The following is a 21020-nucleotide window of genomic DNA, read 5'->3' on the forward strand; positions in this document are numbered from 1 at the left end:
AACGACACGCCGTGGTGTCGGCGTGTCGTTGTCCCATACTCACCGCAAAATCATTGGCATCGCACCTAGAGATACAGCCCCGTGGAGTCCTCGGACCCCTCGAGCCGCTCGGCCGCGACCGCGTGCAGATCGCGCTCCCGCATCAGCACATACGCGACGCCGCGCACCTCGACCTCGGCCCGGTCCTCCGGGTCGTAGAGCACCCGGTCGCCCGGCTCCACGGTCCGCACGCTCTGCCCGACCGCGACCACCTCGGCCCAGGCCAGCCGCCTGCCGACCGCCGCGGTCGCCGGGATGACGATGCCGCCGGTCGAGCGCCGCTCGCCCTCCGGGATGTCGGTTCGGACCAGCACCCGGTCGTGCAGCATCCGGATGGGCAGCTTGTCATGGGAGGTGTTCGTACTCACGCCCCTGACCGTACCTGGCCCGGCGACACACCGGAGGCACCGGCCGGACACAGCCCGCCAAACGCCCCCGGCCGCCCCTTGACCGCCCCCCGCCCGCTACGAACGGCGACGCCGCGATGACATGGCGTACAGCCCGGCGAGGCCCACCGCCACGAGCGCCAGCGGAATGATCCGCTCCAGCCGCGGGACGCCCTCCTCGGAGACGAACTGCGCCCGTACGCCGGTGACCGCGCGGTTCACGGAGACATAGGCCCGCCCCGCCGTCCGGTCCACCACCGACACCGCCTTCGCCTTCGCGTCCCCGACGATGGTCTTGGGATGCATCCGCGTCCCGATCTCGTCGAGCGTCACGGCGAGCTGCTGCCGCCTGCGGGCGATGTCCGCCTCGATCTGCGCAGGGGTCCTGGCATCCGACACCGCGCTGCCTCCGTCATTCTCGATGATCCGGTGATGGACAGTCTGTCAGCTCCCCCTGGCCGATGCCCCACAGCACCCCCGATCGGAAACCTGACTAATGTCGGGCACGTACACACCCGCGCCCTACACCCGCGCCACGCACCCGTGCCACGAGGAGACCCCACCATGAGCGAGCGCCTGCAGCCCGGCGACACCGCCCCCGCCTTCACCCTCCCCAACGCGGACGGCAAGCCTGTCTCGCTCGCCGACTACGCCGGCCGCAAGGTGATCGTCTACTTCTACCCGGCCGCCCTCACCCCCGGCTGCACCAAGCAGGCCTGTGACTTCACCGACAACCTCGACCTCCTCGCGCAACACGGCTACGACGTGGTCGGCATCTCCCCGGACAAGCCCGAGAAGCTGGCGAAATTCCGCGACAAGGAGCACCTGAAGGTCACCCTGCTCGGCGACCCCGAGAAGGAGATCCTCCAGGCGTACGGCGCCTTCGGCGAGAAGAAGATGTACGGCAAGACGGTCACCGGCGTGATCCGCTCCACGGTCGTCGTCGACGAACAGGGCAAGGTCGAGCGCGCCCTGTACAACGTCCGTGCCACGGGCCATGTCGCCAAGATCATCAAGGACCTGGGCCTCTGACGCACCGGCGCTGCGGGCATTACCCCGCACGTAATCGACGCTCCTCGGCAGCTCAGACACTCTGAACACGTCGAAACCACCAGCACCACCTGCCGAGGAGCCGAGATGTTCTTTGCGACCGCCGACGGGACCCGCCTGGCCTACGAGGACTACGGACAGGGCCGCCCGATCGTCTTCGTCACCAGCTCCATGCTCAACACCGAGATGTGGGAGTACCAGATCCCGTTCTTCGTCGAGCAGGGCTTCCGCTGCCTCTCGTTCGACCGACGCGGCCACGGCCGCTCCGACCGCCCCTCGGCCGGCTACGACATCGACACCCTGGCCGACGACCTCGCCGCGTTCCTCGACCACCTCGACCTGCGCGACGTGACCTTCGTCGCCCACTCGCTCGGCGGCGCCGAGGTGGCCCGCTACCTCGGCCGCCACGGCGAGGACCGCGTCGGGCGCGCCGTGTTCGTCGGCGCCATGCTGCCGTTCCTCAAGCAGACCGACGACAACCCCGAGGCCATCCCCGAGGCCGCCCTCGACGGGCTCCTCGCCGCCCTCCGCACCGACCGCCCCAAGTGGCTCGCCACCCAGTCACAGGCCTACTTCGCCACCCAGTTGGGCACCGAAGCCTCCCCCGCCATGATCGACTGGAAGCTCCGGATGTGCCTGTCCGCCTCCCCCTGGGCCACGCTGCAGGTCCAGCAGACGGTCTTCCACGCCGACAACCGCGAGCAACTGCGCGGACTCACCATCCCGGCCCTGGTCGTGCACGGCGACGCGGACTTCTCCGCGCCGGTCGAGGTGACCGGCCGCCGTACCGCGGCGCTGATCCCCGGCGCCGTCTACAGGGAGTACCCGGCCGCCGGACACGGCCTCTACATCACCCACAAGGATCAGCTCAACGCCGACATCCTCGACTTCATCAAGTCCTGAGGTCCCGCGGATCACCACCCCGTGGCGCCGTCGATCCGCTCGCGCAGCAGATCCGCGTGGCCGTTGTGACGGGCGTACTCGGCGATCATGTCCACCATGATCCGCCGCAGCGCGATCGGCTCCCCGGTCCGCTTCCGAATCCCCGTCACCTCCAACGACTCCGCGGCGGCCACGATCTCCCGCGAGCGCTCGCACTCCGCCCGCCACACCGCGAACGCCTCCGCGGGGTCGCCGTCGAGCGCGTCGAAGTCCTGGTCGGGGTCGTCATCCGAGTAATACAGCAGCGGAACGTCCTCACCGGCGAACTGGATACGGAACCACCAGCGCTCCACCCCCGCCAAGTGCCGCACCAGCCCATGCAACGACATCCCCGACGGCGCCACCCCCCGCTCCGAGAGCCGCCCCGGCTCCACCCCCGCGCACTTCGCCTCGAACGTCGCCCGCTGCCACTCCAGCACCCCGCCCAACACCTCCCGCTCCCCACCTACCGCGGGCGGGTCGACCCGCGCACCCTCCTGGCCCCACCTGGGTGCGAAGTGCTGGGGCACGCCTGATCCGCTCATCGTTCGTCTCCTGCGTCGGGATGCTTCGTCGGGATGGGCGGAGTCTGGCAGGTGTCACTGACAGTGGGGTTTGCGCCCAATATGCCGGACGGCATGCGTGACTTCTGAGCGATCGGTTCGTTACTCAGTGCGATGGTGCGACATGTGGTCGCACGGGGAGGGGAACCATGCGCATCAGATACACGCCTGAGCTGCTTTCGGAAGCCGCGCGCACCTCGAAGACCATCGATGAGGCCATACGGCTGTGCGGCGGCGAGCCAACTGTCGGCAGCAGAAGCTACCTCCGCCGCAAGTTCTCCGAGGCCGGCATCGATGCCTCGCACCTCCGCACGCCGCGGGAGCGCCACAGCGAATCACGGCTCCGCGAAGTCGTCGCGTGTTCGACCAGCGTGGCCGATGTCGTTCGCCGTCTGGGCATCAGCCCCGTGGGCGGAAATCAAGCCCACATCGGTCGCCGCATCGCCGCCCTTGGTCTCGATACGTCGCACTTCTCGGCACGCTCCCTTCGGCGTCCCCGGAGATCCGTGAGAGACCGTCTGGTTCTGCGATCGCCATCAGAAGGAAGAGTCTCCGGTAAACGACTGCGCGAGGAACTCGTCCGGCGTGGTGTTCCGGAACTGTGTGCGATGTGCGGCACGGGCCCGGAGTGGAACGGCAAGCCACTGCGCCACGAGGTCGACCACATCAGCGGGGACTGGTGGGACAACCGCCCGGATAATCTGAGACTCTTGTGTCCCAATTGCCATGCAGTGACAGATACATACCGCGGGCGCAATCGGCGAAGCGCGACATGAATCGACGCATCAAGTACACCCAGGATGTGTTGGCCCGCAGTGCTACCGAATCCCGCAGTCTCGTGGACATGATGCGCAGGCTTGGCGCGCCCCTGGGGAGCGGAACTCGCCGCTATCTGCGTGACCGCCTCAAGCATTACGGCATCGATACCGCGCATTTCCTGGAGGAACCGTTACCGGAGCGGCCACGAATGGTCTACTCGAAAGAACGCCTCGAAGAAGCCGCCGCGCACAGCCACAGCATCCGGGACATGCTCACGCACATGGGTATCCCGCCCTACGACAGCGCGTACACCCACATCCAGAAGAAGCTGGACCAGTTCGGAATCGATACTGCGCACTTCACCGGCAGGCGAGGAAATGGCACGAAGCGACTGCTGCCCCGGGACGCGCTGCAGAGCGCCGTCGCCGAGTCAGGCAGCCTGGCCGGGGCGCTGCGCGCTCTGGGACTCCCTGTCGGAGGCGCGGGCCGTGCTCTGGTGGGGCGGAGCATCGCCACGTACGGGATCTCGACCGCCCACTTCGTCGGCCAGGGCCACCAGCGCGGCCGCCCTTCCCTCAACCGCAAGCCCGCCGCCGCGATCCTTCAGAAACTCGATCCTGGAGCCGCACGCACGAAGACCTCACTGCTGAGGCGCGCGCTCGACGAGAGTGCGGTGCCTCGACTCTGCGACGAGTGCGGGACGGGAGACACATGGCAGGGCCGACGCCTCGTCCTGGAGATAGACCACATCAACGGGGATCGATGGGACAACCGCCTCGCGAACCTGCGGTACCTCTGTCCGTCCTGCCACAGCCAAACCGGGACGTTCTCGGGCCGCGGGCGACAGCGCACCGCCACTTGGCGTCAGCGATTCGACACGCAGTAGACTCGCGCCCGACGGGCCCGTATCCCAGCTGGCCAGAGGACGCCGGTTTAGATCCGGTGTGTCGTGGGTTCGAGTCCCACCGGGCCCACCGTGAAAGGCGCGGCACCAGACGGGTGCCGCGCCTTCGGCGTCGCTCACCCCAACAGATCCCGCACCAACGGCGCAAGCGCCCGGAACGCCTTCCCCCGATGGCTGATCGCGTTCTTCTCGTCCGGGGTCAGCTCGGCGCAGGTGCGGGTTTCGCCGTCGGGCTGGAGGATGGGGTCGTAGCCAAAGCCCCCGCCGCCAACAGGCTCGCGGCGGAGAGTGCCGGGCAGGCGGCCGGTGACGACGCGTTCGGTGCCGTCGGGGAGGGCCAGGGCGGCGGCGCATTCGAAGTGGGCGGCGCGGTGTTCGTCGGGGACGTCGCCGAGTTGGGCGAGCAGCAGCTCGAGGTTGGCCCGGTCGTCGCCGTGGCGGCCCGACCAGCGGGCCGAGAAGATGCCGGGGGCGCCGCCGAGGACGTCGACGCACAGCCCGGAGTCGTCGGCGACGGCGGGGTGGCCGGTGGCGCGGGCCAGGGCGTGGGCCTTGAGGAGGGCGTTCTCGGCGAAGGTCACCCCGGTCTCCTTGACGTCGGGGACCTCCGGATAGGCGTCGGCGCCCACGAGTTCGACGTCGAGACCGGCGTCGCTCAGGATCGAGCGCAGCTCGACGATCTTGTAGGTGTTGCGGGTGGCAAGGATCAGGCGCTTCATGGGACTTGATTATCGCGGTGGTCTCAGGGGCTGCAGACCTTGGTCAGCTCTCCGGCCGCGTCCTTGACGGGGGTCAGATCGGGGTCCTGGCCCTTGTCGATGGCGGTCTGGACGTTGTCCACGGCCTTTTGGAGGTCGTCGACGGCCTTGCCGACATCCGCGTTGTCGGTCTTGTCCTTGACCTTGTCGATGTCCTTGTCGAGGGCGTCGAGGATGTTGTCGGCGTCCTGCGGGTTGACCGCGGCGCCGGTCACGGCGTCCTGGAGGTTGTCCACGTCGGTGGAGATCTCGACGGCGAGCTGCGCGCAGTCGATCGCCTTCTCGACCGCGCTGCAGCCCGCGGTGATGGGCATCGCGATGGCGACGGCGGCGAGAGCGGTGAACGCGCTCGCGCGGCGGTGGCGGCGGCTTTGGCCGAAGCGGCCTAGGCGGCCTAGGCGGTGGTGGCGCAGTGCCATGGACGGGTTCCCCTCCCCTGGTGGCGGGTACGGGCGCACACGCCCGTACCCGATTGTCAGTACCCGATCTCAGTACCCGAGCATCGGTACCTGACTACACGCCACCGGCCGCCGCCGGGTTGCTTTTTGATGTTTACCTCACTGCTCGCCGGCGAGCGCCGCGCGCTGGATCTCGGCCAGTTCGCCGCAGCCCGCGACGGCCAGGTCGAGCAGTCCGTTCAACTCCTCGCGTGCGAAGGGCTCGCCCTCGGCCGTGCCCTGGACCTCGACGAAGCGTCCGTCGCCCGTGCAGACGACGTTCATGTCGGTCTCGGCGCGCACGTCCTCCTCGTAGCACAGGTCGAGCAGCGGGATGCCGCCGACGATGCCGACGCTGACGGCCGAGACGGTCCCGGTCAGCGGCTGGCGGCCGGCCTTGATGAGCTTCTTGCCCTGGCCCCAGGTCAGGGCGTCGGCGAGGGCCACATACGCGCCGGTGATGGCCGCGGTGCGGGTGCCGCCGTCGGCCTGGAGGACGTCGCAGTCCAGGACGACGGTGTTCTCGCCGAGGGCCTTGTAGTCGATGACGGCGCGCAGCGAGCGGCCGATCAGGCGGGAGATCTCGTGCGTACGGCCGCCGATCTTGCCGCGGACGGACTCGCGGTCGCCGCGGGTGTTGGTGGCGCGCGGCAGCATGGCGTACTCCGCGGTGACCCAGCCCTCGCCGCTGCCCTTGCGCCAGCGCGGCACGCCTTCGGTGAAGCTGGCCGTGCACAGAACGCGGGTGTCGCCGAAGGAGACGAGGACGGAGCCCTCGGCGTGCTTGCTCCATGCGCGCTCGATGGTCACGGGGCGGAGCTGGTCGGGCGTGCGGCCGTCGATACGAGACATGGGTGGAGCCTATCGGCAATACCGGTCGGCAATCCCGCGGTCCGTTCGGCCCGGTTCAACAGTTCACATCAGGTCTTCGATCTCGGCTGCCACGGGGTCCGCGTCCGTGCCGATGACGACCTGGATGGCGGTGCCCATCTTCACCACGCCATGCGCGCCGGCGGCCTTGAGCAGGGCCTCGTTGACGAGGGCGGCGTCCTTGACCTCGGTGCGGAGCCGGGTGATGCAGCCCTCGATCTCGATGATGTTGTCGATGCCGCCGAGCCCGGCGACGATCTTCTCAGCCTTGCTGGCCATGTCCACTCCTTGTTGTCCGTTCCTGTTGCGCGCCGGTTTTCATACGTTAACCACGTTTAGTCCTGGTTCGCTCGGCCATGTCCGCCGCCGCAGCCGCAACACCCCGCCCTCCAGTGGTTCAGACCATAGCGGAACGATAGATTCCGTTATCCCGCCCTTACGTGCTAAAAACAGGTCTACACCACTGTGGTGTAGACCATATGCGGGCCGTCCCCTCTCCCCCGAGCGCCCGCCTCACCAGGAGGAATCCGATGAGTACGGCCACCGCTACGGCCGCGCCCGCCAGAAAGCGGCGCGCCGGTTTGTTCCAGGGACTGCAGAAGGTCGGGCGCAGCCTGCAGCTGCCCATCGCGGTCCTGCCCGCCGCCGGAATCATGGTGCGACTCGGCCAGCCGGACGTCTTTGGCGCCGACGGCCTCGGCTGGGACAAGGTCGCCGCCGTGTTCAGCAACGCCGGCGGTGCGCTCACCGGTGCCCTGCCGCTGCTGTTCTGCGTGGGTGTGGCCATCGGGTTCGCGAAGAAGTCGGACGGCTCCACCGCGCTGGCCGCCGTGGTCGGCTTCCTGGTCTACAGCAAGGTCCTGGAGGCGTTCCCGGTCGCCGACGCGGTCATCCAGAAGGGCCAGGACATCCCGGCCAAGTTCAACGACCCCGGGGTGCTCGGCGGCATCGTCATGGGGCTGCTGACCGCGGTGCTGTGGCAGCGCTTCCACCGCACCCGGCTGGTGGACTGGCTCGGCTTCTTCAACGGCCGCCGGCTGGTGCCGATCATCATGGCCTTCGTGGGGATCGCGGTGGGCGTCTTCTTCGGCCTGATCTGGGAGCCCATCGGCGAGGGCATCGGCAACTTCGGCGAGTGGATGACGGGCCTGGGATCCGCGGGCTCGGCGCTCTTCGGCGCCGTCAACCGCGCGCTGATCCCCATCGGTATGCACCAGTTCGTGAACACCGTGGCCTGGTTCCAGCTCGGCGACTTCACCAACGCGGCCGGCCAGGTCGTACACGGCGACTACAACCGCTTCCTGGCGGGCGACCCGACCGCCGGAATGTTCATGTCCGGCTTCTTCCCGATCATGATGTTCGGCCTTCCGGCCGCCGCCCTGGCCATGGCCCACACCGCCCGCCCCGAGCGCCGCAAGGCCGTGCTGGGCATGATGGTCTCGCTGGCGCTGACCTCGTTCGTCACCGGGGTGACCGAGCCGATCGAGTTCTCGTTCATGTTCATCGCGCCGCTGCTGTATGTGATCCACGCGCTGCTGACCGCCGCGTCCATGGCGATCACCTGGGCCCTGGGCGTACACGCGGGCTTCAACTTCTCCGCGGGCTTCATCGACTTCGCGCTCAACTGGGGACAGGCCACCAAACCCTGGCTGATAATCCCCGTCGGACTGGCCTTCGCGGTGATCTACTACGCGATCTTCCGCTTCGCGATCGTCAAATTCGATCTCCCCACCCCGGGCCGCGAGCCCGAGGAGGAGGTCGAAGACCTCACGAAGGCCTAGAAGCAGATTGGCCGAGCAACGCCGAGGCCCCCGGAACCGCTCCTTCGGTTCCGGGGGCCTCGTCACGTACGACGGTCATGTACGACAGCCGTGTACGACGGCCTCTGCGCTCAAATCTCGTAGACCGCGCCCGCCTTCGCCAGCTCCACCGGCCCGCCGAAGACCGCCTGTGCGTCCCGCTGGTTGATCTGGGGGTCCGTCCATGGCGGGATATGTGTCAGCACCAGGGTGCCGACCCCGGCGCGGCGCGCGTGCTCCCCCGCCTGCCGCCCGTTGAGGTGCAGCTCGGGGATGTCTTCCTTGCCGTGGGTGAACGCCGCCTCGCACAGGAACAGATCGGCGCCCCGGGCGAGATCCACCAGCGCCTCACAGGGGCCGGTGTCGCCGGAGTAGACCAGTGAGCGCCCCTCGTGCTCGATGCGGAAGCCGAACGCCTCCACGGGGTGGCAGACCCGGGCGGTGCGGATCGTGAAGGGGCCGAGGGTGAAGGTGCCCGGGGTCAGCGTGCGGAAGTCGAAGACCTCCTGCATGGACTTTTCGTCGGGCACGTCCTCGTAGGCGCGGACGAGCCGGCGCTCGGTGCCCTCGGGGCCGTAGACGGGGATCGCCTCGGCGCGGCCGCCGTCGTGCCGGTAGTAGCGGGCGACGAAGTACGCGCACATGTCGATGCAGTGATCGGGGTGCAGATGGGAGAGAAATACGGAGTCGAGGTCGTATAGACCGCAGTGGCGCTGCAGCTCGCCCAGGGCGCCATTGCCCATGTCGAGAAGCAGCCGGTAGCCGTCGGCCTCTACGAGGTAGCTCGAGCAGGCCGATTCCGCGGACGGGAACGACCCTGAGCATCCGACGACGGTGAGCTTCATGAAGCAGGAACCTCCTCGGGGGGTCCCCATGCCGAAGGCCATGGGCGGGTGCGGGGGTCATGCGGTGCCCACGAGCGTAAAGCGCGAAAGCCCTGGTCGCTCCTCTACCGGCCCGCGTTGTGGGCGGAATCACCAGGACGGCCGGGAACTCGGCCCCCGGCGGCCCCAGTCCGGTCCGCACGCCCCCACAGCCCCAAACCCCGGGCACACACCCCATGCCGCATGCCCCCGGCCGCCCGGCTCACCCCGAAGCCCCGGCCCCGGGCTCTCACCCCAGCGCCCCGGCCCCCCGGGCTACGCCCAGAGCTGGCCGTGCAGCGTCGCGATGGCCTCCTCCGTGGTGGCGGCGGTGTAGACGCCCGTCGACAGATACTTCCAGCCACCGTCGGCGACCACGAAGACCACATCGGCGCTCTCCCCGGCCTTGACCGCCTTGCGGGCGACGCCGAGCGCGGCGTGCAGCGCGGCCCCCGTCGAGACGCCGGCGAAGATGCCCTCCTCGGCGAGGAGTTGCCGGGTGCGGGCCACCGCGTCCTCGGAGCCGACCGAGAAGCGGGTGGTCAGCACGGTCTCGTCGTAGAGCTCGGGGACGAAGCCCTCGTCGAGGTTGCGCAGGCCGTAGACGACGTCGTCGTAGCGCGGCTCGGCGGCGACGATCTGGATGCCGGGGACGTGCTCGCGCAGATAGCGGCCGACGCCCATCAGCGTGCCGGTGGTGCCGAGCCCGGCGACGAAGTGGGTGATCGACGGCAGGTCGGCCAGGATCTCGGGGCCGGTGGTGGCGTAGTGGGCGCCCGCGTTGTCCGCGTTGCCGTACTGGTAGAGCATCACCCAGTCCGGGTGCTCGGCGCTGAGCTCTTTGGCGACGCGTACGGCGGTGTTGGAGCCCCCGGCGGCGGGCGAGGAGATGATCTCCGCGCCCCACATGGTGAGCAGCTGGCGCCGCTCCTCGCTGGTGTTCTCCGGCATGACGCAGACGATGCGGTAGCCCTTGAGCTTGGCCGCCATGGCGAGCGAGATGCCGGTGTTGCCGGAGGTCGGCTCCAGGATGGTGCAGCCCGGTGTCAGCCGGCCGTCCTTCTCGGCCTGTTCGATCATGTGGAGCGCGGGGCGGTCCTTGATCGAGCCGGTGGGGTTGCGGTCCTCCAGCTTCGCCCAGATACGGACGTCGGCGGAGGGGGAGAGCCGCGGCAGCCTGACGAGCGGCGTGTTGCCGACCGCTGCCAGCGGGCTGTCGTACCGCATCAGGCCCCGCCGCCCGCGACGGCCGGAAGGATGGTGACGCTGTCGCCGTCGGTGAGCTTGGTGGAGACGCCGTCGAGGAAGCGCACATCCTCGTCGTTCAGGTAGACGTTGACGAAGCGGCGCAGCTCACCGTCGTTGACCAGGCGCTCCTGGATCCCGGTGTGCCGGGTCTCAAGGTCGGCGAAGAGCTCGGCGATCGTGTTCCCGCTGGCCTCGACCGCCTTCTGGCCGTCGGTGTAGGTGCGGAGGATGGTCGGGATGCGGACCTCGATGGCCATGTGTGGGCTCCTGTCGGAGGGCGGGGATTCAGGGCCCCTCCCGGACGGCGTCCGGGGGGAGGGTCGGTGCGCACGGCAGCACGCGGGCGTAGGGACGTCGCTCCGCGGCGGTCAGGCGGCGGCCCGGCGCGGACACATCGCGCTGGCGAGCCGGCACAGGTCGACGTGGAGGCGCGCCACGAGCAGCATGCCCGGCGTCTTCTCGCTCACATCATCGACAACCATGGAGTCATCGTATCGATTCCCCGCCCCGCCCCCAGAGGGCCGTCCCACGATTCGGGCGGATGGCGACCGCCATACGAGATGCGGGGCTTGTCTAGTACGCCTCGACGACCTTGACCTCTTCCTCGGTGATCTCGCCGTCCACGATCCGGAACGACCGGAACTGGAACGGGCCCTCGTCGTTGCCGCACTCGGCGGTGGAGACCAGGACGTAGTGCGCGCCGGGCTCGTTGGCGTACGAGATGTCGGTGCGGGACGGATATGCCTCGGTGGCGGTGTGCGAGTGGTAGATGACCACGGGCTCCTCGTCCCGGTCGTCCATCTCGCGGTAGAGCTTGAGCAGGTCGGTCGAGTCGAACTCGTAGAACGTGGGCGAGCGGGCCGCGTTGAGCATCGGTATGAACCGCTCGGGGCGGCCGCTGCCGGCCGGACCGGCGATCACGCCGCACGCCTCGTCGGGGTGGTCGGCGCGGGCGTGCGCGACGATCTGGTCATGGAGGGCCTGCGTGATGGTCAGCATGGCCAAAGAATAAGACGCGCAAAACGAGAGGCGGGCTCCGGACCCTGAGATCCGGAGCCCGCCCACCGAGACGGTGTGGACCACCGAGATGGTGTGGCCGTTACTTGGCGGCGTACTCCCGCTCCGGGGCCGCGTCGGCCGCCCGCGGGCCGCGGCTCTTGAGCACCGCCCAGCCGATGGCCAGGCACACGGCCCAGCCGGCGCCGACGTACAGCGAGATCCGGGCGTCCTTGTCGTACGCGATCAGGCCGGTGACGAAGATCAGGAAGATCAGCGCGACCCAGCTGAAGATCGCGCCGCCGGGGGCCGGGAAGGATGAGGCCCGGACCCGGCCGGCGCGCAGCGCGGCGCGGTAGCGGATGTGGCTGACCAGGATCATCGACCAGGCCCAGATGCCCGCGGCGGTGGCGACCGAGGTGACGTACTCGAAGGCCTTCTCCGGGACCAGGTAGTTCAGGATCACGCCGATGCCCATGAGGCCGACGGACAGGGTGATGCCGATCGCCGGGGTCTTGCGGGCGCTGAGCTTGCCGAGCGCGGCCGGGGCCTCGCCGTTGGCGGCCAGGTCGCGCAGCATCCGGCCGGTGGAGTACATACCGGAGTTGCAGGACGACAGGGCGGCGGTGAGCACCACGAAGTTGACGATGCCCGCGGCGAAGGGGATGCCGATCACCGAGAAGGCGTGGACGAAGGGGCTCTCGCCCGCCGAGAACTCGGTCCACTTGACGACGGAGAGCAGCACCAGCAGGGCGCCGACATAGAAGATGAGGATGCGCCAGGGCAGGGTGTTGATCGCCTTGGGCAGGGTCTTCTCCGGGTCCTCGGACTCCCCGGCGGTGACGCCGACCAGCTCGACGGCCAGGTAGGCGAACATCACGCCTTGCAGGGTCATCAGGCTGTCGCCGATGCCGTTCGGGAAGACGCCGTGGTGCGACCAGAGGTTGGAGGCGGAGGCGGTGTCGCCGGCGTCGGAGAAGCCGAGGGTGAGCACGCCGAGACCGATCACGATCATGCCGATGATCGCGGTGACCTTGACCATCGAGAACCAGAACTCGACCTCGCCGAAGATCTTCACCGAGATCAGGTTGACCCCGAACAGCACCACCAGGAAGACCAGGGCGCTGACCCACTGGGGGATCGAGGGGAACCAGAAGTGGATGTAGATGGCGGCCGCGGTGAGTTCGGCCATGCCGGTGACCACCCACATCAGCCAGTACGTCCAGCCGGTGACATAGCCGAAGAACGGGCCGAGGAATTCCCGGGCGTACTCCGAGAAGGAGCCGGTGACCGGCCGGTAGAGCAGCAGCTCGCCGAGCGCTCGCATGATGAAGAAGATGACCACGCCGGCGAGGGCATACATCAGGATGATGCTGGGCCCGGCCTTGGCGATGTTCGCCCCGGCCTTCATGAAGAGCCCGACGCCGATGGCGCCGCCGATGGCGATCATCTGGACCTGGCGACTGCCCAGGCCCCGTTCGTAGCCCTCTTCGGAAGTGGTGCCCACGGCCGCATTGCCGACGGCGTCGTCTCCAGGTCGATCGGCCCGCGCTGAGGTCATGGTTTCTTCGCCCTTCTTGCAGTGGGGGGGCTGGCGATCGTGAAGATTTACCACGGCCGCAACGCAGATCAACACGGGTAGATGTGCGGCACACCACAGGAAGAAGCGGACAAACACCACCTCAACCGGCAAAAACCTCAGCCTCGGTGATGCGATCGTTATCCGGACTTGAGCATCCTCTAAACGAACACTCAGTGATCAGGGCATCAGGGTTTCGACGAGGGTTTCCTGGAGTCCGCCGAGCCAGAAGTACGCCATCACCATGGGCTTACGCGGATCCGAGTCCGGCAGCCGCAGCAGCTCGCCGCCGTCGTCCTCGTCGGTGACGTCCAGCCGGGTGCCGATGGCCAGCCGCAGGTCGTTCAGTGCGCCGAGCCACTGCCGGGACTGCTCGGGCGACAGCTCCAGGACTCCCGTCCCGGCCTCCGCGCCTTCGGCCTCAGCCTCTGCCCCCGTGTCCGCTCCCGATCCCGCTCCCGATTCCGATTCCGCTCCCGCGAGGGCGTCCAGGCCGCGCACCACCGCGAGCGCGTCCTCGCGCTTACGGGCCCGCAGGTCGTTCTCCGTATAGCGGCGGAACTCGGCCGAGGCGGCCTGCGCCGTGGCCTCCTCGTCGGCCCCCAGCTTCCGGCCGGGGCCGCCGTACGCGTCCGGGAAGAGCCGGGCCAGCGCCGGGTCCGCGGGCGGTTTGGTGGGTCCGTCGGCGAAAAGCGCGTCCAGCGGGTCGCGCCCCTCCACCGGTTCCGTACCGGGACCGATCAGCTCGAGCAGCTGAACCGCCAGGCTGCGCAGGATGGAGATCTCCACGTCATCCAGGGCCGCCATGGCCCCGCCGCCGGGCAGCGGCTCGAAGTGCCCCGCCATCAGCGGTCCTGCGTGAGGGTCGCCCACAGTCCGTACCCGTGCATCGCCTGCACGTCGCGCTCCATCTCCTCGCGGCTGCCGCTCGAGACGACCGCGCGACCCTTGTGGTGGACGTCCAGCATCAGTCGGTGCGCCTTGTCCTTTGAATAGCCGAAGTACGTCTGGAAGACATACGTGACATAGCTCATGAGATTGACCGGGTCGTTGTGCACGACGGTGACCCAGGGAACATCGGGCTCGGGTACCGCCGAAGGCGCCTCGCTGGACTGGGGACGTTCGATCTCCACCGGTGTCGCACTCACAACCCCCATGCTGCCACCCGGCATGGCGCGTCGCATAAACCGGCACCCAGAAATCGTCACTTTGACGAGTATCGGGGGTAGCATCATCGTCTATGAACACCGCTCAACTCGGACTGCCGGTGGACGTGCCCTCGACAGCGCTGTTCACCGACCGGTACGAACTGACCATGTTGCAGGCCGCCCTGCACGCCGGCACCGCCGACCGGCGCTCCGTCTTCGAGGTCTTCACCCGCCGCCTCCCCGAGGGGCGGCGCTACGGTGTCGTCGCGGGCACCGGCCGGGTGCTGGACGCCGTGGAGAACTTCCGCTTCGACAGCGGCGTCCTGGACTTCCTCGCCGACCAGCACATCGTCGACGAGCCCACGCTGACATGGCTCGCCGACTACCGCTTCCGCGGCGACGTCTGGGGCTACCCGGAGGGCGAGGTCTACTTTCCCGGCTCGCCGATCATGCGCGTCGAAGGCAGCTTCGGCGAGGCCGTCCTGCTGGAGACGGTGATCCTCTCCATCCTCAACCACGACTCCGCGGTCGCCGCCGCGGCCTCCCGGATGTCCGTCGCCGCCGGCGACCGGCCGCTGATCGAGATGGGCGCCCGCCGCACGCACGAGCTGTCCGCCGTCGCCTCGGCCCGCGCCGCGTACGTCGGAGGCTTCTCCTCCACCTCCGACCTGGCCGCCGGGTTCCGCTACAGCATCCCCACCGTGGGCACCAGCGCACACGCCTTCACGCTGCTGCACGACACCGAGCGCGACGCCTTCACCGCGCAGGTCGACTCCCTTGGCAGCGCCACCACCCTCCTGGTCGACACCTTCGACGTCGCCTCGGCGGTGCGCACCGCCGTCGAGGTCGCGGGCACCGAGCTGGGCGCGGTACGGATCGACTCCGGGGACCTGCTGCTGCTCGCCCACCGGGTGCGCCACCAGCTCGACGAGCTCGGCGCGAAGAACACCAAGATCGTGGTCACCAGCGACCTCGACGAGTACGCCATCGCCTCGCTCGCGGCCGCGCCCGTGGACGCGTACGGGGTCGGCACCCAGCTGGTCACCGGCAGCGGTCACCCGACTTGTGCGATGGTCTACAAACTGGTCGCCCGGGCCGACTCCGACGCCCCGGAGGCGCCGCTGCGCCCTGTGGCGAAGAAGTCCATGGGCTCCAAGATCTCGGTCGGCGGCCGCAAGTGGGCCGCCCGGCGGCTGGACGAGGACGGCGTGGCCGAGGCCGAGGTGGTCGGCAGCGGCCCGGTCCCGCCGGGCCTCGACGACCGGCAGCTGCTGATCGAGCTGATGCGCGGCGGCGAGGTCGTGGCCCGCGAGCCGCTGGACGCGGCGCGCGAGCGGCATGTGACGGCGCGGGCCGGGCTGCCGCTGTCGGCGACGCAGCTCTCGCGCGGCGAGCCGGTCATCCCGACGGAGTACGCGATGCGGTGAGCCGTTCGGCCATGCGTGGGGCAGCCGCACGCGGGGCAGCCATGTCCGGAGCTGCGCTACGCAGAGTGGCCGTACGTGCGAGGACCGTACGCGGCGTGGCCGCCGGCGGGACCGCCGACGACGGGGCGCGATGCCATGCACGACGCATGAGTGCGGCGCACGGTTAGGGCGCACATCAGGGCGCAACGCGGCGCGCCGAGACGGCGTGCGCACCGGCCGATGCGGCGCGCGCGCCCGGCCTCGCGCCCGGCCGCCGTATCGTGCCGGAGCGCGATCCCGCCAGTCCGGCGTCCGGCCCCGGCCCACTCCCGCAAACCTGGCCGAGTGTCTACCCTCGGTGACATCCGCCACAGTCAGTAGATCACCAGCACGCAGATCCCAGCCGGAAGGCGCACGCCATGCACCGGGCACTGATCGTCGTCGACGTCCAGAACGACTTCTGCGAGGGCGGCAGCCTCGCGGTCCAGGGCGGCGCGGATGTCGCCGCCGCCATCACCGATCTGATCGGGGAGGCGACGCCCGGTTACCGCCATGTCGTCGCCACCCGGGACCACCACATCGACCCCGGGGACCACTTCTCGGACCACCCGGATTACGAGCGCACCTGGCCGCCGCACTGCGTGGCGGGCACCGAGGGCAGCGGCTTCCACCCGAACTTCGCCCCCGCCGTCGCCTCCGGCGCCATCGACGGGGTCTTCGACAAGGGCGCGTACGAGGCGGCGTACAGCGGCTTCGAAGGGGCCAACGAGAACGGGATGCCGCTGGCGCGGTGGCTGCGCGAGCGCGGGGTGACCGAGGTGGACGTGGTCGGCATCGCCACCGACCACTGCGTCCGGGCCACGGCCCTGGACGCGCGCCGCGAGGGGTTCGCGACGCACGTCCTGCTGGATCTGACCGCCGGGGTCGCCGAGGCGACCACGGAGCGGGCCCTGGAGGAGCTTCGCGCGGCGGGCGTGGAGCTCTCCGGCAAGCCGGTCGTCTGACCCGCGCTACATCGGGCTACGCCGTCGCGGGCGGCCGCAGCAGGGCCGCGATGGGGTGCCAGAGCTCCCCGACCCCGTACGGCGCCGTGCGCCACACCAGCCCGTCCGGATGGTGCAGCACCGCCGTGACCTCGTCCGGTGTCGGCGGCGCACTGTTCCCCCGCAGGTACACCGCCCGCAGTCCGAGGTTGCGCAGCCTGGTCAGGGCGCGCTGCCGGTTCACGGCGTGCACCAGCACCCGTACGCCGCCCTCGCCCAGCGGTCGCGGCAGGGTCAGTGCCACGACCACGCTGCCTCCCGGCAGCTTGGTGAATCCTCCGTCGGCCATCAGTTCATGTCCCCCGTAAGACGTCGTGTCAGCAAGAAAGGTCTAGGGGCATCTAAACGCGAACGGCCGCCGCCCGCTAGGGGGCGACGGCCGATGCCGCTCTGACCTGCGACGATGGCAGATCTATTGATCTAGGAAGCGGACGGGGAGACCTGGACGGTCAGCGTGGAGGCGCCGGGAAGCTCCTTCAGGATGCTGATCTTGGTGTTGGTGTCAGCAACCTTCACCCCACCCGTCGGATTCGACTCGTAGTAGTACGTCCCCTTGCGGTCGTCGAAGACCGGTGCGCCCCGCTTTGCCGGGACCTTCGCGGCGGCGCCGTTCTTGTGGAGCGTGAAGCCGTCCGTCGGGTACCAGCTGAAGGGCGAGTCGTACGCCTGGATGCGGTTGCGCATCAGCGTGCCGTCCGCCCAGGTGTGCGGGGTGGCGTGCGCGTCGACCGGCAGGATCTGGCCGGAGCCGGGGTGGACGCCGACGTTGTTGTCCGGCTCCGAGGTGTCCCACAGCCAGATCAGCAGACCGTTCTGGTACGGGAAGTGCTCGACCCAGTCGGGCCGGCTGTTGAGCCAGCCGAAGTTGTACGGGCCGACCTTGAGGGTCTTGTCGTACGACACGTACTGGCGGTTCTCCGCGATGTAGTACTGCGGATAGTCCTTGGTGAAGGACGCCCCGATGCGCGAGAAGCCGTTCGTGGTCCAGCCGTTGTCATCGCCCTCGGCGCCGTCGGTCAGCACCGGCGCGCCGTCCGCCGTGAGAGTGATCGCGTCGGCCGCGAAGCCCGCCTGGGCGACGCCGCCATCCGTCTGGTAGCGGAAGCGCAGGTCGATCTTCTTGCCCGCGTAGGCGTCGAGCGGGAAGGAGAGCTTCTTGTACGCGCCCGAGGTCCCGGTCAGCGCGGGCTTGTCCCCGGCGTCGCGCGGGATGGCCTTGCCGTCCGCGGTGCCGTCCACCGGCGTCCAGTTGGCGCCGCCGTCCGTGGACACCTCGGCGTAGAGGTAGTCGAAGTTCTCCTCGATGTCCCACCAGCCCTGAAGGTCCAGGCTCGCCTTGGACTTGCCGGTCAGGTCCACGGACCGGGTCAGGGTGTTCTTGAGATCGTCGCCCATGCCGCTCCACCACTGCTTGGAGCCTTCGGCGGGCTGTGTGATCTCGGTGGTCTTGGCCTTGTCGGGCAGCTCGACCACCAGCGCCTGCGGGTTCTTGGTGTTGTACTCGGCCACCCCGAGGGTGTGCCGGGACTTCGTGGCGGCCTTCGCCGTGTCGTAGTCCAGCCAGCCGAGCTGCAACTTGTCCCAGGCGCTCATATCGCCGGGCAGATCGCCGATCGCGTCCTGACCGGTGCCCAGCCAGGAGCCGGAGGACATCAGCGACCAGAAGGCCACGGCCGACTCGCCCTTGCCGGTGGTGTCGTACTCGTCCGGCAGGCCCAGGTCATGGCCGTACTCATGGGCGAAGACGCCGAGTCCGCCGTTCTCCGGCTGCATGGTGTAGTCGCCGACCCAGATGCCGGTGTCGCCGATCTGCGCGCCGCCGGCCTTGTTGTCGCCGGGGCCGGTCTGCCCTGCGTCGGTGCCGTACGCGTACCAGCGGTGGGCCCAGATCGCGTCGGTGCCCTGAGCGCCGCCGCCCGCCGACTCGTCCTCACCGGCGTGGACGATCTGGAAGTGGTCGATATAGCCGTCGGGCTCGTTGAAGTTGCCGTCGCCGTCGTAGTCGTAGCGGTCCCACTGGTCGTACTTGGCCAGGTCCGCCTTGATCTCGGCGTCGGTGCGGCCGGCCGCCTTCTGGTCCTTGGCCCACTGGTTGACGCCGTCGCGTATCAGGTCCCAGGCGTTGGCGCAGTTGGTGTCGCCGCAGTAGTTGGAGCCGTAACGGGCCTCGTTCCAGTCGACCTTGACCCAGTCGGAGACCTCGCCGTCCACCGAGTAGCGGCCCGAGGACTGCTTCTCGTAGTACTTCTTCAGCGACTCCTTCCCCTTGTCGGCGGAGAAGTAGAGGTCCTGGAAGTGCTGGCGGTTGTAGTCCTTCTGCCAGGCCGTGCTGTTGTCGTTGGCACGGTCCGGCTCGGCGATCGTGTTGTGCGCCGGGCCCGGCGTGCCGCCGTACTTCTTCACCGGCGGCTCGGGGCCGTCCGCGCCGTCGGGGTCGTACATGGTGGTGTCGTCGACCTTGTCGCCGAACTCGACCAGGATGGTGAAGATCTTGTCGGTCTTCTCCCGGGCCAGTTCGACGTACTTGCCCTTGCCGAGCTTCACCACCGAGGACGCGCCGCGCCGGTCCGCTTTGGCGTCCCCGGATATGACCTGCTGCAGCGCCTCTTGCCGCTGCGCCTCCTGCTGCTTGCTGTAGGGCCCGGCCAGGTCGTGCTCGACGTCGGTCTTCGCGGGCGCCGGGTCGCGTCGCTCAACGCGCGTAGATGACCCATTGTCCGCCTGGGCTATGCCTGTCGACAGCCCCGCCGCGCCGAGTGCGGCGACCACGGTGGCGATGGCGGCCGTTCTCACGGCCCTCCGTTGACTGCTCACGCTTCTCCAGTCCTCCCCAGTGACACCAGTGCGGGACATTTGACCGGAGAGGCAGGAGAAAAAACAGACCTTGACTTGGATACGGGGGACAAGTACGTTTCGCGACCCACCTATACCGGATTCCGGACGCCAACGGGCGCGCGGGTCTCACCAGTTGGGACGGCGCAGGACCGTGTGCGCCCCTGCGCCCCCTATGCAACGGCCCCGTGGGTCAGGTCACGCTTACTTGCGTTTCCCGTCGGGCATTCAGCACCGTAGAGTCATTTTGCCGGTGCACACCCCTGTGACTCATGCCCCCCGCATAGTCGATGCCTTGAGGACGGATCCAGCCATGCCGCGTCCGACTCCTGCACAGTTCGCCTACGGTTCGGCCACCGTCGTCTTCTCGACCTTCGCCATGCTGCTGCTGACCCAGACGCGATCGGGCCTGGGAGTCGCGGTGATCGCCGTGGCCGGGCTGGCGCTCGGGCTCCTCGTCGCCGTCACGGTGCCGATGCCCGGCACCCCGCGCGCCGCCGGCCGTGCGGCGGCGGCGCGTACGAACCGGCGGACCGTCCTGGTCCGCGCGCCGCGGACCCCCGCCACCGCCGCTCCCGCCGCCGCCCCGGCCCATGCCCACGCCGAGCCGGTGGAGCCGCGGGTCAGCCAGCACTCGCTCCACGGCTGACGCCGCCGGGACTTCGCCTGACCCGGAGTGTTCGACTAAGAGCTGTTCCGTAGATCAGGCATAGTCGATCTTGAGGTTGCGCAGCACGGCGACAGCGCGGGCGGTGTCGTTGATTCTCCGGTGCGCTGCGGTAGGCGCCGTCGCCGATCAACAGCCAGTGCCGGGCGACCTGGTTGGCCAGGGTGGCACGGAAGACCACGATGCCGTTGCGGTTGCCGGGCCATGAGTCGCCCACGACGATGACGCGCCGGTCCATGGCGCGGATGGTGATCTGGACACTCACCGAGCGCCGGTAGTTCTTGGAGCAGGCCGTCACCGCGTGCCCCTCCATGGGGATCAGCGCGCCGTCCACCACCCACAGATGAGCCCGGCTGCCTTCGGGCGGCCCGGAGAGCCGAGCGATCACGGGGGTAAGGCGGTCGATGACGCGATGGATGGTAGCGACGCCGACCGCGAACAGGTCAACAAGCTGCCGGTGGGTCAGGCGTGCGCCACGCGATGGCAGCCAACAGGGGTGCGGTTGGCCAGCAGAAGCGCCCAGGGGCGCCCACGCCCCGTCTCCGGAAGGAGACAGAACAATGTATTAGGTCAATTACTTCCCGAATGCGGGATAGGTGACCTGATCCCCGCGCTCGGGGTGAGCTTCGCGCCAGGCGTCCAGCCGGTCAACGGGCCACAACGGGGCGCGGCCGACGTAGATGGGGCAGGGGAAGTCAGCGCGGTTGCTGTTGAGGGTGTGGACGTGCGCGACGGTGGTCTTCAGGCACTCC

26 protein-coding genes and 1 tRNA gene are annotated in these 21020 nt (G+C 69.0%); 9 read left to right on the forward strand and 18 right to left on the reverse strand.

All coding sequences use genetic code 11. From position 1 onward, the window contains the following. Positions 1-65 precede the first annotated feature (65 nt). Together ACWDSL_RS04555 and ACWDSL_RS04560 are read right to left on the reverse strand one after the other, a co-directional pair. Positions 66-368 (reverse strand): GroES family chaperonin, encoded by a 303-nt coding sequence (locus ACWDSL_RS04555; protein ID WP_048831771.1) that lies wholly within the window; start codon positions 366-368, stop codon positions 66-68. Positions 369-503: 135 nt separating this feature from the next. Further along, positions 504-824 carry a DUF3618 domain-containing protein gene (locus tag ACWDSL_RS04560; RefSeq protein WP_014179265.1) on the reverse strand — a complete coding sequence of 107 codons (321 nt, stop codon included), beginning with the start codon at positions 822-824 and terminating at the stop codon, positions 504-506. Positions 825-989: 165 nt separating this feature from the next. Here ACWDSL_RS04560 and bcp point away from each other — a divergent pair, with 165 nt between their 5' ends. Further along, positions 990-1457 (forward strand): thioredoxin-dependent thiol peroxidase, encoded by a 468-nt coding sequence (gene bcp, locus ACWDSL_RS04565; RefSeq protein WP_385621127.1) that lies wholly within the window; start codon positions 990-992, stop codon positions 1455-1457. Positions 1458-1562: 105 nt separating this feature from the next. Then, positions 1563-2378, forward strand: a complete 816-nt coding sequence (locus tag ACWDSL_RS04570; RefSeq protein WP_450481646.1) for an alpha/beta fold hydrolase — start codon at positions 1563-1565, stop codon at positions 2376-2378. Between the two features lie 11 nt (positions 2379-2389). Here ACWDSL_RS04570 and ACWDSL_RS04575 read toward each other — a convergent pair whose 3' ends face one another. Beyond that, positions 2390-2941: a DinB family protein gene (locus ACWDSL_RS04575; protein ID WP_450481648.1), complete on the reverse strand. Its 552-nt coding sequence runs from the start codon at positions 2939-2941 to the stop codon at positions 2390-2392. 167 nt (positions 2942-3108) lie between these two features. Here ACWDSL_RS04575 and ACWDSL_RS04580 point away from each other — a divergent pair, with 167 nt between their 5' ends. The 3 genes from ACWDSL_RS04580 to ACWDSL_RS04590 all read left to right on the forward strand — a co-directional run bounded on the left by ACWDSL_RS04580 (position 3109) and on the right by ACWDSL_RS04590 (position 4692). After that, positions 3109-3735: an HNH endonuclease signature motif containing protein gene (locus ACWDSL_RS04580; protein ID WP_450481650.1), complete on the forward strand. Its 627-nt coding sequence runs from the start codon at positions 3109-3111 to the stop codon at positions 3733-3735. Further along, complete coding sequence (locus tag ACWDSL_RS04585; RefSeq protein ID WP_450481652.1) at positions 3732-4604, forward strand: HNH endonuclease signature motif containing protein; 873 nt, start codon at positions 3732-3734, stop codon at positions 4602-4604. Before ACWDSL_RS04580 ends, ACWDSL_RS04585 begins: the two co-directional genes overlap by 4 nt. Before the next feature lie 13 nt (positions 4605-4617). Then, positions 4618-4692: transfer RNA gene (locus ACWDSL_RS04590), tRNA-Leu, on the forward strand. A gap of 46 nt (positions 4693-4738) precedes the next feature. On the opposite strand, the gene rdgB is transcribed toward ACWDSL_RS04590, so the two are convergent. The 4 genes from rdgB to ACWDSL_RS04610 all read right to left on the reverse strand — a co-directional run bounded on the left by rdgB (position 4739) and on the right by ACWDSL_RS04610 (position 6966). Beyond that, positions 4739-5341, reverse strand: coding sequence for an RdgB/HAM1 family non-canonical purine NTP pyrophosphatase (rdgB, locus tag ACWDSL_RS04595; RefSeq protein ID WP_450481654.1), 603 nt, complete (start codon positions 5339-5341; stop codon positions 4739-4741). 23 nt (positions 5342-5364) lie between these two features. Further along, a complete protein-coding gene (locus ACWDSL_RS04600; RefSeq protein WP_450481656.1) occupies positions 5365-5799 on the reverse strand; it encodes a hypothetical protein in 435 nt (144 codons plus the stop codon). A 138-nt stretch (positions 5800-5937) separates the two neighbouring features. Further along, positions 5938-6669 (reverse strand): ribonuclease PH, encoded by a 732-nt coding sequence (gene rph / locus ACWDSL_RS04605; protein ID WP_385621107.1) that lies wholly within the window; start codon positions 6667-6669, stop codon positions 5938-5940. Between the two features lie 63 nt (positions 6670-6732). Further along, entirely contained in the window at positions 6733-6966 is a 234-nt protein-coding gene (locus ACWDSL_RS04610) for a glucose PTS transporter subunit EIIB (protein ID WP_450481658.1), read from the reverse strand. Positions 6967-7217: 251 nt separating this feature from the next. On the opposite strand from ACWDSL_RS04610, the gene ACWDSL_RS04615 reads away from it, so the two are divergent. Beyond that, a complete protein-coding gene (locus ACWDSL_RS04615; protein ID WP_450481660.1) occupies positions 7218-8468 on the forward strand; it encodes a PTS transporter subunit EIIC in 1251 nt (416 codons plus the stop codon). Between the two features lie 110 nt (positions 8469-8578). Here ACWDSL_RS04615 and ACWDSL_RS04620 read toward each other — a convergent pair whose 3' ends face one another. The 8 genes from ACWDSL_RS04620 to clpS form a co-directional block, all read right to left on the reverse strand. Beyond that, a complete protein-coding gene (locus ACWDSL_RS04620) occupies positions 8579-9331 on the reverse strand; it encodes an MBL fold metallo-hydrolase (protein WP_014179255.1) in 753 nt (250 codons plus the stop codon). Between the two features lie 294 nt (positions 9332-9625). Continuing rightward, on the reverse strand, positions 9626-10576 hold the full coding sequence (locus tag ACWDSL_RS04625; protein ID WP_014179254.1) for a PLP-dependent cysteine synthase family protein: 951 nt from the start codon (positions 10574-10576) through the stop codon (positions 9626-9628). Continuing rightward, the gene (locus ACWDSL_RS04630) at positions 10576-10854 is read right to left on the reverse strand and encodes a MoaD/ThiS family protein (protein ID WP_450481663.1); all 279 of its coding nucleotides are present in this window, start codon (positions 10852-10854) and stop codon (positions 10576-10578) included. The genes ACWDSL_RS04625 and ACWDSL_RS04630 overlap by 1 nt, the downstream gene beginning before the upstream one ends. A gap of 111 nt (positions 10855-10965) precedes the next feature. Continuing rightward, on the reverse strand, positions 10966-11079 hold the full coding sequence (locus tag ACWDSL_RS04635) for a putative leader peptide (protein WP_014179252.1): 114 nt from the start codon (positions 11077-11079) through the stop codon (positions 10966-10968). 91 nt (positions 11080-11170) lie between these two features. After that, the gene (locus tag ACWDSL_RS04640; RefSeq protein WP_089512387.1) at positions 11171-11596 is read right to left on the reverse strand and encodes a Mov34/MPN/PAD-1 family protein; all 426 of its coding nucleotides are present in this window, start codon (positions 11594-11596) and stop codon (positions 11171-11173) included. Between the two features lie 100 nt (positions 11597-11696). Beyond that, entirely contained in the window at positions 11697-13154 is a 1458-nt protein-coding gene (locus ACWDSL_RS04645; RefSeq protein ID WP_450481665.1) for an amino acid permease, read from the reverse strand. A 198-nt stretch (positions 13155-13352) separates the two neighbouring features. Next, on the reverse strand, positions 13353-14018 hold the full coding sequence (locus ACWDSL_RS04650) for a DUF2017 domain-containing protein (protein WP_450481667.1): 666 nt from the start codon (positions 14016-14018) through the stop codon (positions 13353-13355). Next, the gene (gene clpS / locus ACWDSL_RS04655; protein ID WP_179285593.1) at positions 14018-14329 is read right to left on the reverse strand and encodes an ATP-dependent Clp protease adapter ClpS; all 312 of its coding nucleotides are present in this window, start codon (positions 14327-14329) and stop codon (positions 14018-14020) included. The genes ACWDSL_RS04650 and clpS overlap by 1 nt, the downstream gene beginning before the upstream one ends. 83 nt (positions 14330-14412) lie before the next feature. Here clpS and ACWDSL_RS04660 point away from each other — a divergent pair, with 83 nt between their 5' ends. Together ACWDSL_RS04660 and ACWDSL_RS04665 are read left to right on the forward strand one after the other, a co-directional pair. Continuing rightward, on the forward strand, positions 14413-15747 hold the full coding sequence (locus ACWDSL_RS04660) for a nicotinate phosphoribosyltransferase (protein ID WP_450481670.1): 1335 nt from the start codon (positions 14413-14415) through the stop codon (positions 15745-15747). Positions 15748-16145: 398 nt separating this feature from the next. Further along, a complete protein-coding gene (locus ACWDSL_RS04665) occupies positions 16146-16730 on the forward strand; it encodes a nicotinamidase (RefSeq protein ID WP_014179246.1) in 585 nt (194 codons plus the stop codon). A gap of 16 nt (positions 16731-16746) precedes the next feature. Here ACWDSL_RS04665 and ACWDSL_RS04670 read toward each other — a convergent pair whose 3' ends face one another. Together ACWDSL_RS04670 and ACWDSL_RS04675 are read right to left on the reverse strand one after the other, a co-directional pair. Next, on the reverse strand, positions 16747-17058 hold the full coding sequence (locus ACWDSL_RS04670) for a hypothetical protein (protein WP_065960043.1): 312 nt from the start codon (positions 17056-17058) through the stop codon (positions 16747-16749). Between the two features lie 131 nt (positions 17059-17189). Beyond that, complete coding sequence (locus tag ACWDSL_RS04675) at positions 17190-19583, reverse strand: immune inhibitor A domain-containing protein (RefSeq protein ID WP_450481673.1); 2394 nt, start codon at positions 19581-19583, stop codon at positions 17190-17192. Positions 19584-19914: 331 nt separating this feature from the next. On the opposite strand from ACWDSL_RS04675, the gene ACWDSL_RS04680 reads away from it, so the two are divergent. Then, positions 19915-20250, forward strand: a complete 336-nt coding sequence (locus ACWDSL_RS04680) for a hypothetical protein (RefSeq protein WP_450481675.1) — start codon at positions 19915-19917, stop codon at positions 20248-20250. Here the strand turns inward: ACWDSL_RS04680 and ACWDSL_RS04685 are convergent. Continuing rightward, positions 20225-20656 (reverse strand): hypothetical protein, encoded by a 432-nt coding sequence (locus tag ACWDSL_RS04685; protein WP_450481677.1) that lies wholly within the window; start codon positions 20654-20656, stop codon positions 20225-20227. The genes ACWDSL_RS04680 and ACWDSL_RS04685 overlap by 26 nt on opposite strands. Positions 20657-21020 lie beyond the last annotated feature (364 nt).

The sequence above is a fragment of the Streptomyces sp. NPDC000941 genome, from assembly GCF_053599555.1.